The organism is Vibrio crassostreae (assembly GCF_041439375.1).
GTDB lineage: Bacteria > Pseudomonadota > Gammaproteobacteria > Enterobacterales > Vibrionaceae > Vibrio > Vibrio crassostreae_D.
Genome location: NZ_JBGONY010000042.1, coordinates 17,608 through 33,722 on the forward strand (window position 1 = coordinate 17,608; position 16,115 = coordinate 33,722).

The 16,115-nt window shown below is 45.2% G+C and carries 11 protein-coding genes and 1 riboswitch; of the genes, 6 read left to right on the top strand and 5 right to left on the bottom strand.

The window, feature by feature from the left end:
• Positions 1–138: 138 nt before the first annotated feature.
• A riboswitch (Fluoride riboswitch) is annotated at positions 139–223 on the top strand.
• Positions 224–417: 194 nt separating this feature from the next.
• The 3 genes from ACED45_RS16535 to ACED45_RS16545 all read left to right on the top strand — a co-directional run bounded on the left by ACED45_RS16535 (position 418) and on the right by ACED45_RS16545 (position 3,008).
• A complete protein-coding gene (locus tag ACED45_RS16535) occupies positions 418–1,110 on the top strand; it encodes an iron-sulfur cluster assembly scaffold protein (protein ID WP_017068533.1) in 693 nt (230 codons plus the stop codon).
• Positions 1,111–1,134: 24 nt separating this feature from the next.
• Positions 1,135–2,124, top strand: a complete 990-nt coding sequence (locus ACED45_RS16540) for a GGGtGRT protein (protein ID WP_371714498.1) — start codon at positions 1,135–1,137, stop codon at positions 2,122–2,124.
• Between the two features lie 242 nt (positions 2,125–2,366).
• Positions 2,367–3,008 (top strand): MarC family protein, encoded by a 642-nt coding sequence (locus tag ACED45_RS16545; RefSeq protein ID WP_065676366.1) that lies wholly within the window; start codon positions 2,367–2,369, stop codon positions 3,006–3,008.
• A gap of 134 nt (positions 3,009–3,142) precedes the next feature.
• On the opposite strand, the gene ACED45_RS16550 is transcribed toward ACED45_RS16545, so the two are convergent.
• Entirely contained in the window at positions 3,143–5,134 is a 1,992-nt protein-coding gene (locus ACED45_RS16550; protein WP_102478362.1) for a bifunctional metallophosphatase/5'-nucleotidase, read from the bottom strand.
• Positions 5,135–5,638: 504 nt separating this feature from the next.
• Between ACED45_RS16550 and dapD the strand changes: the two genes are divergently transcribed.
• Positions 5,639–6,670, top strand: coding sequence for a 2,3,4,5-tetrahydropyridine-2,6-dicarboxylate N-succinyltransferase (dapD, locus tag ACED45_RS16555; RefSeq protein ID WP_102478363.1), 1,032 nt, complete (start codon positions 5,639–5,641; stop codon positions 6,668–6,670).
• 125 nt (positions 6,671–6,795) lie between these two features.
• Here dapD and ACED45_RS16560 read toward each other — a convergent pair whose 3' ends face one another.
• Both ACED45_RS16560 and purL read right to left on the bottom strand, forming a co-directional pair.
• A complete protein-coding gene (locus ACED45_RS16560) occupies positions 6,796–7,329 on the bottom strand; it encodes a DUF3332 domain-containing protein (RefSeq protein WP_004735180.1) in 534 nt (177 codons plus the stop codon).
• A 272-nt stretch (positions 7,330–7,601) separates the two neighbouring features.
• Positions 7,602–11,543, bottom strand: coding sequence for a phosphoribosylformylglycinamidine synthase (gene purL / locus ACED45_RS16565; protein WP_371714499.1), 3,942 nt, complete (start codon positions 11,541–11,543; stop codon positions 7,602–7,604).
• Between the two features lie 329 nt (positions 11,544–11,872).
• Between purL and mltF the strand changes: the two genes are divergently transcribed.
• Both mltF and ACED45_RS16575 read left to right on the top strand, forming a co-directional pair.
• On the top strand, positions 11,873–13,441 hold the full coding sequence (gene mltF / locus ACED45_RS16570) for a membrane-bound lytic murein transglycosylase MltF (protein ID WP_371714500.1): 1,569 nt from the start codon (positions 11,873–11,875) through the stop codon (positions 13,439–13,441).
• 315 nt (positions 13,442–13,756) lie between these two features.
• A complete protein-coding gene (locus tag ACED45_RS16575; RefSeq protein ID WP_017059878.1) occupies positions 13,757–13,888 on the top strand; it encodes a hypothetical protein in 132 nt (43 codons plus the stop codon).
• 61 nt (positions 13,889–13,949) lie between these two features.
• On the opposite strand, the gene tadA is transcribed toward ACED45_RS16575, so the two are convergent.
• Both tadA and ACED45_RS16585 read right to left on the bottom strand, forming a co-directional pair.
• Positions 13,950–14,555, bottom strand: coding sequence for a tRNA adenosine(34) deaminase TadA (tadA, locus tag ACED45_RS16580; RefSeq protein WP_371714501.1), 606 nt, complete (start codon positions 14,553–14,555; stop codon positions 13,950–13,952).
• A gap of 86 nt (positions 14,556–14,641) precedes the next feature.
• Positions 14,642–15,931 (bottom strand): hemolysin family protein, encoded by a 1,290-nt coding sequence (locus tag ACED45_RS16585; protein ID WP_371714502.1) that lies wholly within the window; start codon positions 15,929–15,931, stop codon positions 14,642–14,644.
• Positions 15,932–16,115: the final 184 nt, after the last annotated feature.

Here is a 16,115-nt window from a genome sequence, read left to right on the forward strand (position 1 = left end):
GAAAACGTCAATAACGCCTCTAATCAGAGTTCGTTATTGGCGTTTTTTTTATACTTATCGAAATATAATGAAGCTTGTTTATAGTCGAAATTGCTCTAAACATTCGCTTGCATGAAAGTGTGATAAAGATCTAATCTATAGCCATCAGGTGATGGGGTTCCACCTAAGCTTTTGCTTCAACCGCCCGTTCTTTTCGAACAGTGCTAATGACTCCTACAGAATCGAAAACAGGTAATACTGTTGGACGTATCGCTATTCTTCCATTTTGAAATGGACTTAGTCTATTAAGACCAAGATCCAAAACACCTTTGGATTATCGATACTCAAGATCTGTAGTGAATTAGCCGCACCTCTTCCAACACGTCCTGTTTTCTCAACGCCCTAGGTCTTAAATGGCTCTACAAGTGAGAAAACATTATGCACTACTCTTCAGAAATTCAATCAATGTGCCCTATTCAAAGGGGTGACCTTCACAATTCAGCTCCAATTCCAGTTGAAGGCGCAATGGTTAGCCCAAAAGATGTCATCGCTATTTCTGGCTTAAGCCACGGTGTTGGCACTTGTGCACCACAACAAGGTGCTGCAAAACTGACTCTTAACGTAAAAAATGGCATCATCGAAGAAGCATTAATCGAAACGATTGGTTGTTCAGGTATGACGCAATCTGCCGCAATGGCTGCTGAAATCCTCACAGGAAAAACCATTCTTGAAGCGCTTAATACTGACTTAGTATGTGATGCTATCAACGTAGCGATGCGCGAAATCTTCCTGCAGTTTGTTTACGGTCGAACTCAGTCTGCTTTCTCTGAAGGTGGTCTAGAAATTGGCGCAGCGTTAGAAGACTTAGGTCAAACACAACGCAGCCAAGTCGGCACCAGCTACTCAACCTCAGCAAAAGGTGTTCGTTACCTAGAGCTTGCAGAAGGTTACGTGACTAAGCTTGCACTTGATGATCACAGCGAAGTGATTGGCTATGAATATCTCAACCTCGGCAAAATGATGAAGGCGATTAACCAAGGCGTACCTGCGAACGAAGCTGCTGACCTTGCGACTGGGACTTATGGTCGCTTCGACGAAGCCGTGACCACGATTAACCCACGCCAACAATAATTTTTGCCAATTTAGAGGAAAGATATGATGAACACTCAATTTAATGAATCAGTAACTCGCGTATTGGCAGAAATGAACTTCGACTCTTTAGAGCAAGCAAACCAATACTGTCTATCACACAATGTCGATCCAAAAGCGCTGGTGATGGACACTCAACCTATCGCTTTTGAAAGCGCCGCTGACGCCTACACTCTTGGTGCAGCATTGGCTCTGTTCCGTAAAGCGAACAACGCTGAACAAGCAGCGAATATTATTGGTGAAGGTCTTCAAGCATTCACAAAACCCGGTAGTGTTGCGGAGCAACGTCAAGTCGGTATCGGCCATGGCGCACTGGCTGCACGTCTACTAAATGAAGAGAGCCACTGCTTTGCTTTCCTTGCTGGCCATGAGTCTTTTGCTGCTGCAGAGGGAGCAATCAAGATTGTACTGAACGTCAATAAATCACGCAAAACACCATTGAAAGTGATCTTAAATGGCCTAGGTAAAGATGCGGCTTATCTTATCTCGCGCATCAACGGCTTCACTTACGTGCGCACTCAATACGATTACCAAACAGGTGAACTTGTTGAAACTGAACGTCGCCGTTTCTCACAAGGCCCTCGCGGCGACATCTTGTGTTACGGCGCTGATGATGTACGTGAAGGTGTGGCTATCATGCACAGAGAAGAAGTGGATGTCAGTATTACGGGTAACTCAACCAACCCTACTCGCTTCCAACACCCTGTAGCGGGTATCTACAAAGCAGAACGTACTCGCCAAGGTTTGCCATACTTCTCAGTAGCTTCAGGCGGCGGTACAGGTCGAACATTACACCCAGATAACGTAGCAGCAGGCCCAGCGTCTTACGGCATGACAGATACCATGGGCAGAATGCACGCTGACGCTCAATTTGCAGGTAGCTCTTCTGTTCCAGCTCACGTCGCCATGATGGGCTTCATCGGCATGGGTAACAATCCAATGGTCGGTGCTACAGTTGCATTGGCTGTCGCTGTGAGTGAATCTCAAAACGCATAGCGCCAAAACGATCTCCACCGTCGGCCTGTTGTATAGAGGCAGTTGTGTCGAGCTTAATAATTGAGAAACTCGCAATAACGCGCGACCAAAACTCTACACCTATCACTAAAATCAAACAGCCAGCCTTATGCTGGCTGTTTTTTATTCACACTTGCTCTACTATCTATTTCTAATAATTATTTGTATCTAAGATTAAATACACTAGCCATTAGTATTTAACTGCATCTTTTCAAAGGAATAATATGAAAGAGCTCATCATTCATACCATTACCGTGTTCATGGGCTTTTTTGCCATCATGAACCCAATCGCTAATACGCCAATCTTTCTTGGATTAACCGGTGACAATGACAGGGAAACGGTCAAGTCCATCGCCTTCCGTTCAGTGTTTATCGCATTCGTCATCGTCAGTACGTTTGCACTCTCTGGCAAACTGATCTTTGACCTCTTTGGTATCACGCTTTACGCACTGCGTATCACGGGCGGTATTCTGGTCTTTTTGATTGGCTTTCACATGCTACAAGGCGACTCAACACACGCCAAAGCGAAAGAGAAGGTCAACTCAGATGCCCAACGAGACGCGGCGCTAAGTATCGCAGTTTCACCTTTAGCTATGCCAATACTGGCCGGCCCGGGCACCATTGCCACTGCGATGAACTTTGCCAGTACCGAGGGGATTTACGAGACCATCATCACCATCGTCGCCTTTGGTCTACTGTGTACTTTAACCTATGTATTATTTGTATTCGGCGAACGCTTCGTGAAAGCCGTTGGGCCAAGTGCACTGAATGTGATTACTCGAATGATGGGTTTGATACTAGCGGTAATCGGTATGCAGATGTTGATTGAAGGTATTGAACAAGCTCATAAGGCGCTGTTTGTTTAAGCTCAGACTACAAAAATCTAAAACAAAAATAGCCAGCGATTCGCTGGCTATTTTCTTTTACTGTTAATCTATACCCTTGTCTTTTAAGGCTTTGAATAACAATAAATAACGCTCCGACAAGTGCGGTATCAGTACTATTTATATTCCATCGTTGTTGTTTCAAACCCTAGTGGTTCTAGTACTTTCTTATGCTCAGCCCAAGAGATAAATGATTCAGCATCAGTATTACATATGTCACCTGAGCCTTCCGCACATGGTTTAATACCACCGTCATAGATGACGCTATACTTCTCGGTACTTCCATCGTATGACAAGTTGTTAACTTTGTAAGTTTTAAAACTATCGCCTGAAATAACTATGTCTTGACGATCTGTTGATGTTAATTGAGCATCGCCTAATACATTCCAACCATCACTACCGCTTGCATTATAGTTATTAACGATAACAGTGTAGTCAGCGGCATCGTTCATTGTCGCCCATACTGGGTTTACTTCTGTTCCAGTATTTACCTCTAGATTCGTAACTGTACCTGATACACCTTTCACATCTTCTGTAAACGTGTAACGCATACCCGATACATACGGGAACTTACCAGCATGAGCACCTTCAGCAAGCGTCGGCTCAATTGTGCTGTCAATAAGGTTTCGAATCACCTCGCCTTTCACTGTTAAAATCGACAGGTAGTTCGAGAATGGTAATAATTCTAGCGTAGCGTTACCTTCCCTGAAATCACCTGACGCGATATCCGTTCGAACACCACCAGCTCCCACCAAACCAATCTGGACATTTTTACCGGTAACAGTTGCTACCGACGCTTGATTTGCCCAATAAATCATACCTTGAGCTATCATAGGTGCAACATCAGAACCGTGCACATCTGTTCCAGCATCACCAGGACGACGCTCATGACTGATTTCAGTCGGTGCGGCTGCAACAACATCACCATATGCAGCTTCAAGAGCAGGCTTATAAGTCGCGTCGATACGGGTTCTTAAATCAACATCTTCATTTTTAATCGTGATTTTATCGTTATCATCAATAAACGAAGTTACATCATCTTTATCAGAGCTAACCATTTGATGTTCTCGATGAGAATCATGATAAAACTCATCATTTGATAATAAAGTATTATTCCCAACACATGATAGGAGGTTGCCATTTATATCAAATGCTACATCAACGTCTCCGATAGCTTCGGCATACTGACCAGCTTGAACCACACAAGTATTTTGTGCCTTATCTTTTTGCGGGATCATTTCGGCGTAAATACCATTATTACCTTGGTCAAGGTCGGTAAAATCACCAAGTAAAGTATGAGAATGACCGCCAACAATAATATCGATACCCGTTGTATTGGCAGCTAGATCCTTATCGGCAGCATTTCCTATATGTGATAGAACAATGATTTTATTCACACCCTTGGTTTTTAAATCATTTATAGTGGCTTGAGTTGCTGTAATTTGGTCACTAAATGTCACATCACCAGTCCCGGTAGCTATCGTTGGCATATCCCCCAAAACAACACCGATTACCGCAACAACTTTCTCATCATCACTTGCATCAGAAACAGAGGTAATTGCTCTTTTTTCTGAGCCTTCAAATGCAAACAGTTGATAAGGGTATAAATTATCTACATTACTTAAAGACTGATCTTTTGATGCATCCATATTATTTGCTAATATCGGAAAACTAACCGTATTGATGAACGATGCGAGCTTGTCGGTATCTAAGTCGAATTCATGGTTCCCAAGTACCATTGCATCTAACCCCATCTGGGACAATAAGTCTGCGTTTGCAGCACCTTCATTTAGCTTAAAGTAAGCGGTACCTTGCCATGCATCACCACCATGCAAGAATAACAAAGGTTCTTTGTCTGCTTTAGCCCCTGCTTTGATATCGTCAGCGGCTTTCAATAGGCGAGGATAGCCGCCAAATTCGTTATAAACCTTCTTGCCATCAGCACCCATAGTAAAACTGGATTTTACAGGATCAAAATTTGAGTGAGTGTCATTCACATGTGCTATGCGCAATGTCATATCGGGAACAATAATATCGTCACTGTCCGAGCCACAACCAACCATCGCTACGCCGATAGAGAGCACCAGTAAAGACTTAGTAAAATTCATAGAAGATCCTTTATTAATCGTTTTAATGTCGTTATGGCTGGAAATATACTTATATCCTTAAGTGTTTTAGTGATCGCTTTCTTAATTACACAGCGGAAAAACTGAGTAATTACTCAGACTGTAGGCACAAGCGATTAATCAACAGAACTCGATTAATTCCGATACTAAACAGATATTTATAAAGAATTTGTGACTAGCTCTATTGATATAGCGAACAAGAGACTTCTTTCTAAGTGCAGATTTGGGATGAGAATGGAGCGGTGCAAAGCAGCTTAAGCAATGATCAATACAATAAGCTCAGAGAGTAATATCCGGATAATGAAAACTATCGCCAGAAAGACAAGCAATATCATTTTACAGACTTTATCCCGATACGCCCTTTCATAACGAGAGCGCTCTCTTTATGATGAACGCAATTAAATTAACTTTGCTAACGGCAGCGCTTGTTATTCGAGCCGCTGTTATGAAATAGCAAAATCAAGACTCAACACATGGAGATTCAACATGGCTTACTTTTCACTAGCCTTCGGTACGGCAACCAAAAACCGCGACAATAAAATCATTGAAGCGTTCTTCCCTAACCCACTTCTAAACCCAAGTGACGCTCTTGTTGCGGCTGTTGGTGAAGTTGCAGGTTACACTGAAGGCAACCAAGCTATCGAAATCTCTGCTGCACAGAGCGCGGAACTAGCGAAAGCATTCGCAGCAAACGACGATTCAGCAAACGCATCTTTAGCAGAAAAAGCAGCAGCATCTGAACAGCCACTTGTTCTTGTTGTTCTTGCTACTGACGAGAAGCCAGCATCAGTTGCTGAAGGCTTCCTAAAACTACAACTTATCTCTAACCGCCTAGTACAACCACACGGTACGGTACTGGACGGCATCTTCGGCCTACTGCACAACATCGCATGGACTAACGAAGGCCCAATCGACCTTCCTGAGCTGGCTGAGCGCCAAATCGAAGCTCGCCTTGCGGGTCGCGCTCTGTCTGTAGATTGCGTAGACAAGTTCCCTAAAATGGTAGATTACGTGGTACCAACAGGTATTCGTATTGCTGATACTTCTCGTGTTCGTCTTGGCGCACACGTAGGCGAAGGCACAACAGTAATGCACGAAGGTTTCATCAACTTCAATGCAGGTACTACCGGCGTGAGCATGGTTGAAGGTCGTATCTCTGCGGGTGTTGTTGTGGGTAACGGTTCAGACATCGGCGGCGGCGCTTCTATCATGGGTACTCTGTCAGGTGGCGGTACTATGGTTATCTCTATCGGCGAAAACTGCCTACTAGGCGCAAACGCTGGTCTTGGTTTCCCAATGGGCGACCGTTGTACGGTTGAGTCTGGTCTTTACGTGACTGCGGGTACTAAGGTTCGCATGTTAGATAAAGAAGGCAACGAAGTAGAAATCATTAAAGCTCGTGACCTTGCTGGTGTTTCTGATCTTCTGTTCCGTCGCAACTCGATCACTGGTCAAATTGAGTGCCTAGCGAACAAGTCTGCTGTTGAACTGAACAGCGAGCTACACAGCAACAACTAATCTATGCGCTAGATGCTAGATGCTAGATGCTAGATGCTAGATGCTAGATGCTAGATGCTAGAAAATACGAAGCCGCTGGAGTTGAATCCAGCGGCTTTTATTTTATTGGTATATTACTAGAAGGATTACGCTTTCTCTGCGGCTAGCTGTTCAAGAGCTTGAATCGAAGTCTCTGAAACCAATGTTCCATCCATGTAGTAACTGACCTTGTCACCATCACGAACCCCCGTCAGAACAGCCTTCTGGCCATCGTTATAGGTGATGTCCATTTGAATGGTGTTCTCATCGATCTGCTGCATCTCACCCCATTCAATATGGCGATTATTGAACCCAAGTGGGGCATCTTTCAATGAGTCGTCAAGGCTATCGTTCACATCAATCATAGTATCGACTTTACTATCGAATATATGAGGCGCGCCAGTCAGTGGGTTTTTTCCTGCCCAGAATTCGATCGAGTTAAATACGATGTAATCGGCTGCGAATGTTAAAGCGTAAACTGGAGCAAGCAAGAAGTTGACCCCTGCACGAGCGTAACGGTTATCTACAACCTCGACGTTGAACTTCATTAATTTACCAGTAACGGCATTACTACCGACACACCCAGCTAACGACATGACAATCGCTGCCACTGCAACTGCTTTTGTGATTGTTGTTTTCATAGATCCCTCTTATGCCACGATGATTGATTCAGTTTTTGAACGGCCAAATTGAATTGTTCTTGTATGAATACAAGAAATGATGGCCTAACAAATTGATTCCATAACATTTAGCGTAGTGGAGATTTTTAGAACAGCAAACTGCAAACCAAATTATTTAGCCTTAGTTCCTAAAATTTTGTGCAATAAAAAAGCGCAGACCTTTCGATCTGCGCTTTTAGCTTTTTAGCTTTTAGTTAATCCAATCTAGATTAACGCGGCATGTAAGTAAGTGATTAACCCACATTCTTACGTGCGTTTTGGAACATACGCATCCAAGCGCCGTTCTCGCCCCAACCTTCTGGAGACCAAGAGTTTGCAACCGTGCGGAATACACGCTCTGGGTGCGGCATCATGATAGTCACGCGGCCATCGGTCGTTGTTAGACCTGTGATAGCGTTTGGCGAACCGTTCGGGTTGTTCGGGTATTGCTGCGTTTGGTTACCGTTGTTATCAACGTAACGTAGAGCAACCGTACCTGAGTTTTCAATCGCGTTTAGGTGGTCGTTGTCACGCACTTCTACGCGGCCTTCACCGTGAGAAACAGCGATTGGCATACGAGAACCTTCCATGCCGTTGAAGAATACAGAATCAGACTTCTGAACTTCAACTAGGCTGAAACGAGCTTCAAAACGTTCTGATTCGTTACGAACGAAACGTGGCCAGTACTCTGCACCAGGGATAAGTTCACGCAGGTTAGACAACATCTGACAACCGTTACACACACCTAGAGAGAAAGTATCTTCACGCTTGAAGAAGTTTTCAAATTGGTCACGAGTAGAGTCGTTAAATAGAACCGACTTAGCCCAACCTTCACCAGCGCCCAGTACATCACCGTAAGAGAAGCCACCACATGCCACAAGGCCATTGTACTCTTCTAGTACCGCTTGACCCGTTAGGATGTCGCTCATGTGAATATCGGTTGCTTCGAAGCCTGCGCGGTCGAATGCTGCTGCCATTTCAACGTGAGAGTTAACACCCTGTTCACGTAGAATTGCCATCTTAGGCTTAGCGCCTGTATTTATCATAGGAGCATTGATGAATGGTGCTGCAATGTCTTCGTTTACGTCAAAGCTTAGTTTCACGTTCAGACCAGGGTCTGAGTTGTCTTTCTTCGCTTCATGTTCTTGATCTGCACAGATTGGGTTATCACGTAGACCTTGCATCTTGTGCGTCGTCTCAGCCCAGATAGTACGTAGTTCAGTACGATTACGTTGGATTACAACATCTGCGCCTGACTTAATCACTACTTCGTCTGATGCTTCCCCTTCACCAACAACGCTGCCAATCACATGAGAACATGCTTCTAGGCCGTTTGCTGCAAGAGTAGAAAGTACTGCGTCTAGGTCATCGTTGCGAACTTGGATTACCGCACCTAGCTCTTCGTTGAATAGTGCTGCTAGCGTGTCTTCACTGTTCTCTGATGCAGATAAAAGCGCTTCAATGTTTGCGCTAACACCACAGTGACCTGCGAACGCCATTTCAGCTAGCGTTACGAATAGACCGCCATCGCCTTTATCGTGGTAAGCGACAACTTGGTCATTCGCTACAAGTGCTTGAACGCCTTCATAGAAACCTTTTAGCTGTGCTGCGTTGTCTACGTCAGCTGGCTTATCACCAAGCTGCTTGTAAACCTGTGCTAGTGCCGTTGCACCTAAACGGTTTTTGCCATTACCTAGGTCGATAAGAGCTAGTGAAGTATCACCTTTGTCAGTGCGCAGTTGAGGCGTAATCGTCTTACGAACATCTTCAACACGTGCAAACGCAGTGATAACAAGAGATAGCGGAGACGTTACTTCTTTCTGCTCGCCATTCTCTTCCCACTTCGTCTTCATCGACATTGAGTCTTTACCCACAGGGATAGTTAGACCCAGTGCTGGACATAGTTCTTCACCCACTGCTTTCACCGCTTCGTAAAGACCTGCATCTTCACCTGGGTGACCCGCAGGTGACATCCAGTTAGCCGACAGTTTAATGTATTTGATATCGCCGATGTTAGTCGCTGCAATGTTTGTGATTGCTTCACCAACTGCTAGACGAGCCGATGCGCCGAAGTCTAGTAGAGCTACTGGCGTACGCTCACCAAGAGACATCGCTTCACCGTGGTAAGAGTCGTAACTTGCTGCCGTTACCGCACAGTTAGCAACAGGAACCTGCCATGGGCCAACCATTTGGTCACGAGCAACAAGGCCAGTTACCGAGCGGTCACCGATCGTGATTAGGAATGTTTTCTCTGCGACAGTTGGTAGGCGAAGAACACGGTCAACCGCTTCGTTCATTTCGATACCAGAGCGGTCAATCGCTGGGTTGTTCGCTTTTAGCGTTTTCGCGTCACGGTGCATCTTAGGTGTTTTACCTAATAGGATGTCCATAGGCATATCGATTGGCGTGTTGTCGAAGTGTGAATCTTCTAGTTTAAGTTCACGCTCTTCCGTTGCTTTACCAACCACAGCGTAAGGTGCGCGTTCACGCTTACAAATAGCGTCGAACGTTGCCATGTCTTTGTCAGCAACCGCCATTACGTAACGCTCTTGAGATTCGTTACACCAGATCTCAAGTGGGCTCATGCCCGGCTCATCGTTTGGCACGTCACGTAGGTTGAAGATACCGCCACGCTCACCGTCGTCTACTAACTCAGGAAGTGCGTTCGAGATACCGCCCGCGCCCACATCGTGGATGAATGCGATTGGGTTCGCATCACCTAGCTGCCAACAACGGTCGATAACTTCCTGACAACGGCGTTCCATCTCTGGGTTTTCACGTTGAACAGAAGCGAAATCAAGATCTTCAGAAGAAGAACCAGAGTCCATTGAAGATGCCGCCCCGCCACCAAGGCCGATGTTCATTGCAGGGCCACCAAGAACGATTAGGCTTGCACCTACTGGGATCTCTTTCTTCTGAACATGCTCGTCACGGATGTTACCAAGACCACCAGCCAGCATGATTGGCTTGTGGTAACCACGTATTTCTTCACCCGCGTGAGAATTTACTTTCTCTTCGTAAGTACGGAAGTAACCTAGTAGGTTTGGACGACCAAATTCGTTGTTGAATGCCGCGCCACCAAGAGGACCTTCAAGCATGATATCCAAAGCAGTAACGATACGGCTTGGCTTGCCAAAGTCAGTTTCCCAAGGTTGAACGAAGTTCGGGATCTTAAGGTTAGATACAGAGAACGCCACCAGACCAGCTTTTGGTTTACCACCAATACCTGTTGCGCCTTCATCACGGATTTCACCGCCTGAACCTGTAGATGCGCCCGGCCACGGAGAGATTGCCGTTGGGTGGTTGTGCGTTTCAACTTTCATCAAGATGTGTGTTTTCTCTTGGTGGTAGTTGTACTGGCGAGTTTCTGGATCAGGGAAGAAACGACCAACTTCAGAGCCAGTCATAACTGCTGCGTTATCTTTATATGCAGAAAGTACGTTATCAGGAGTAACTTCAAACGTATTTTTGATCATTTTAAACAGTGATTTTTCTTGTTTAACGCCGTCGATAGTCCAGTCAGCGTTGAAGATCTTGTGACGACAGTGCTCTGAGTTCGCTTGTGCAAACATCATTAGCTCGATGTCAGTCGGGTTACGACCTAGCTTCTCAGTGAAGCTTTCAAGAAGGTAATCAATCTCATCTTCTGCAAGAGCAAGACCTAGGGTAACGTTTGCTTTTTCAAGCGCTTTACGTCCGCCAGCTAATAGGTCAACTTCCGCATAAGGAGCAGGCTCAGCAACAGTGAAAAGCGCCGCCGCTGATTCGAAGTCAGTGAAAACGACTTCCATCATACGGTCGTGCAGGATTGCTTTCAGCTCAACAAGTTGAAGCTCAGAAAGTTCAGCAGAGGTTTCAATGTAGAAAGCAGTACCGCGCTCTAGACGTGACACTTTAGCCAGTCCACAGTTATGTGCGATATCTGTTGATTTTGAAGACCAAGGCGAGATAGTGCCCGGGCGTGGCGTTGCAAGCAGCAGTAAACCTTCAGGTTCATGCTCTTCAATCGTTGGACCGTAAGTCAGTAGCTTTTCTAGCTTCTCAACTTCAGACTCATCTAGGTCTGCCGTTAGATCAGCAAAGTGGGCAAACTCAGCGTAAATACCTGTTACAGGTAAGCTTAATTCACGACAAAGCTCTAAAAGCTTGTTAACACGAAACTCAGATAGAGCTGGGGAGCCACGCAAAATTCTCATGTGCTTACGTCTCTTATGCAGTTGATTAAGGTAGTATTGGAATAAATTCAGTGGGTTATAGGAGCAACCTAACTGTTTTCTTCGAAGCTATTCCCGAAGGTTGCCAAACCTATGCCGATTCCACCTCTTCAATGCGAGCGCATTATAAAGCATTTCTTTTTGTGACGTAACACCAAAAGCAACCGTTTGCGTGATTTTTTTTATCTTTCTCCGTAAATGGTACTTTTGCTGCATTTATCACCACTTTTACAACTGTTTAATTAAACCTGCTTTGCCAGCCTTGCGGGGTTTGGTATAAAGGGGCTTCCACTTTTCGAGATTTCATTTTGATGCCTAAATTTACGCTCATCTTTTCGTCTAAGTTCCTTCTGCTCACCATCGCCCTATTTGGGTTGGCTGGATGTCAGATTGAATCTGAACCTAAAAGTGTCCTTGAGCAGATACGAGATCGTGGCGTTCTTCGTGTCGGCACCCTAAATAACCAACTCTCTTATTACATCGGTCCTGATGGCCCTGCCGGCTTAGATTACGAATTAGCTCGTGAGTTTGCGCAAGAGCTTGGTGTAAAGCTTGAGGTTAAACCCGCTTACCGTTTGTCTGGCTTGTTCCCTGCACTGCAGAAAGGTGAGATCGATCTTATCGCGACTGGCTTAACGCAAAATAACAACCTGACACGCGCTTATCGCGCCGCACCTGCTTATTACTATGTAAGCCAACAAGTCGTGTACAAGAAAGGTCAATGGCGACCAAGAAACCTCGATCAACTGATCAAGTTTGAGAACGAGCGTCAGGCCGAATTTGTAAAAGAACAATCTGAATCAGAAGAAACGGCATCAAATGAAACACTGACGCCATCTTTAGTTGTGGTGAAAGACTCACACTTTGAACCAACACTAAAACAGCTTCAGAACATACACGATGACTTTATCTACGATGCGGTCGGTAATGCGGACATCAATGACCTGCTAAAAGAAGTATCAACCGGAGAGCGACTGTTTACCGTTGCAGACTCCATTGAGCTCTCGTTGGCGCAGCGTTTATACCCTGATGTAGCTTTGGCTTTTGAACTAACAGAAGACCAACCTATCTCTTGGTACTTAGAGCGTTCAGAAGATGAGAGTCTGTATGCATTGCTGATTGAGTTCTTCGGTAACCTTAAACAGTCTGGTGAACTGGCTTCACTGGAAGAGAAATACATCGGCCACATTGGTACCTTTGACTACGTTGATACTCGTGCCTTTATCCGCGCATTGGATAGCAAGCTACCTAAATGGTCACCACTATTTCAGCAATACTCGCAAGAATTTGATTGGCGCTTGATTGCTGCTTTGGCATACCAAGAGTCACACTGGAACCCAGTCGCGCGTTCTCCTACTGGTGTTCGAGGCATGATGATGTTGACGCTGCCAACTGCGAAGAGCGTAGGTGTTACCAATCGTCTTGACCCGAAACAGTCAGTACAAGGCGGGGTCGAGTACCTGCGCCGTATCGTTAACCGAGTTCCAGACTCTATTACTCAACATGAAAAGATCTGGTTTGCCCTCGCGTCATATAACGTAGGTTACGGTCACATGATGGATGCTCGCCGCTTAACCAAAGCACAAGGCGGCAACCCTGACGCTTGGGGTGATGTAAAAGATCGACTTCCTCTGTTGAGACAGAAGAAGTACTACGGCCAAACTCGATACGGCTATGCGCGTGGTGATGAAGCAAGGAATTACGTTGAGAACATTCGCCGCTATTACCAGAGCATTATTGGCCATGTAAATCAGCGTAATAAAGAACAAGAAGCAAGCCTTGAAGGTTTGGTGGTGATCCCACCTTTAGAAACCTCAGGTGCTGAATCAAGTATCAGCGCAGCTCAATCGACAGTAAGCAGTTCTGAGCCTTCGCAGTAAAAACCAAAAGAGCAATGCCATCTAGCATTGCTCTTTTTTATTGCTTTTTTCGACTCTTCTTTCGTCGCTACGGGATAAGGGACGCAAGCAGGAAAATAATGGTGAGATCTCGAGTGTCATATTGCAGTAACAATCGAACCTTATAACGGCACACCACAATCAAGATTAAGCTCTGCTGCACTGCGATGCTAGCTTTAGACTAGAACAGCTATTCTAAGTAAGCCAAGTGTGCGACAGGCCAAACAAACGAATAACACTATAATTAAATCGTTAGTCCAAACTAAAAAGTCAGACGACACATAGGAAATCATTGAAATGATGAAGAAACTGAAATCGAAACGCCTTGATAAGACCGTTGCTGCAAACCGTCGTAAGCGTATGCTTTCAAATAATAAGAAGAAGATCATTTGGCGAAATCGCGCTTTCATGCAGATGATTGCTGAGTAAATGTAATTACCAAGTCAGTTTGCTTGGCACTCGTGCGATTGAGAGTGCCGATAGCTCACTGCTACTTCTTGTTACCAGCCTTCATATCTGCTTCTACACGCTGCTCTTCCAGCAGACGTTCTTGCTTGCGCTTCTCTTTTATCTCTTTTCTACGACGCTTGAAAAACGATTGTAATTGCTCACGGCACTCTTCCTCTAACAAGCCATGTTCAACGTCGGCATAGTGGTATGAGGCCTGACTTTCAAACAAATTCAACACTGTACCTGCAGCGCCCGCTTTTAAGTCTGGAGCGCCAAACACAATGCGCTTTACTCGGCTGTGTAGCAAAGCACCTGCACACATTGGGCAAGGCTCGAGCGTGACGTATAAAGTGGTATCGAGCAGGCGATAGTTTTCTAAGGTTTGGCCAGCTTTACGCAAAGTTTCAATTTCTGCGTGTGCCGTTGCATCATGGCTGCCAATCGAACGGTTCCACCCTTCAGAGATAATCTCCCCATCTTTCACTAATATAGCACCCACAGGAACCTCTCCCTCACTCTCTGCTTGCTTAGCTACCTCGATGGCGCGTCGCATGAAGATTTCATCTTGAGGGGTGAATTGATGGTCTGACAAAGGAAACTCCAGAAAACAAAGGATTAAAACGAAATTAGGTATGCGGTGAAGCATACCTAATCTTCGTGATAATGAACAATAAAGAGATAATAGACAACAAGAGACAATGAACGATTGCCGCTTGCTAGTTGGTCGAACTGTTAGCTATTAACGTCTTCTATGCTATCGGCTATTGGCGTCGCTTTGATGCTCACAATGCGATTGTTCTCAACAGAGATAATTTCAAACTGCCACTGTTGGTATTGAACAACCTCGCCTGCATCAGGTAATCGTCCTATTAGCCAAGTCACAAGGCCATTCAACGTTTGGAAGCTCTCGCTTTCACCCTCAGAATCCGACAGCTCTAAACGGTTTTTCAGTTCACTGATCGGAATCAGTCCATCCACCAGCAAACCGTCTCCCACTTGCTCAGTCCAAAGATCTTTCGGGTTATTCGATAGTTCGCCAGCAATCGCCTCAAGAATATCGTAATGAGTCACAAGACCTTGAACATCGCCATACTCGTCGACAATGAATGCCATCTCAGTACCCGACTCTTTAAAGTAGCCAAGTAAACGCAGAGCTTTCATCGATTCTGGAACATAGATCGGTGAGCGAGACAGCCCCATGATCACTTGAATGCTTAGATTGCCTGCCTGATTCAGCAAGGCTTTGGCTGACACCGTACCCACCACTTTATTGAGGTGGTCTTGGCACAATGGAAACACACTGTGCTTTGATGAACGTAGTTTCTTTAAGATTTGCTCTACTGGTTGGTCGACATCCAAAAAGTCGATGTCTCGACGCGGAGTCATTAAAGAGCTCACAAGGCGATCATCAAGCTGCAAGATATTACGAATCATCTCTTGTTCGCCGCGTTCAATCACACCCGATTCAGAACCCTCTTTCACAAGTGCATGGATATCATCTTCAGTTACGCTATCTCCTTCACCACCTCGCCCCATCAACTTGAGAATGCCTTCCGTAGAAGCCGACAGCGCAAACACAAACGGCGTCGCGATTTTAGATAACCAGAAGATTGGCAGCGCGACTAACACAGCAATGTTTTCAGCTTGAGATTGAGCAAAACGCTTTGGTACCAACTCACCGACAACGATGGCGAAATAAGTAATACCCACCACCACAACCGCAGTAGACAAGATATTCGCTTGTGTTGGATCGAGTCCCCATAGTTCAAGTTGAACGGCCAGTGGAGCCGATAGCGTTGCCTCGCCCACAATACCGCTGAGCAGGCCGATTACTGTGATACCGATTTGAATAGTCGAGAGGAAGCGGGTTGGGTTTTCTTTGAGCTCAAGAGCAATCTGAGCGGAACGGTGTTTTTCGGCTAAGCGTTTCAGCCGACTATTTTTTGCTGCTACCAATGCAATCTCTGACATGGCAAACAGACCATTTAAAACAATTAACCCTACTAAAAGCAGAATTTTCATGTGGCTTGGATTTCCTAAATTTACCGGCCAACAATTAGCCGTAATCCGGAGTATAAGCTGAGTGCCTTTATTTGGGATATAAAAAGTTTTGGATATAAGAAATCTTGGACATAAACAGAAGTAGAAAAAGATAGCAAAAAAAAGCCCGCACATTTCGGTGCGGGCTTCGATGATTTAATCTTAC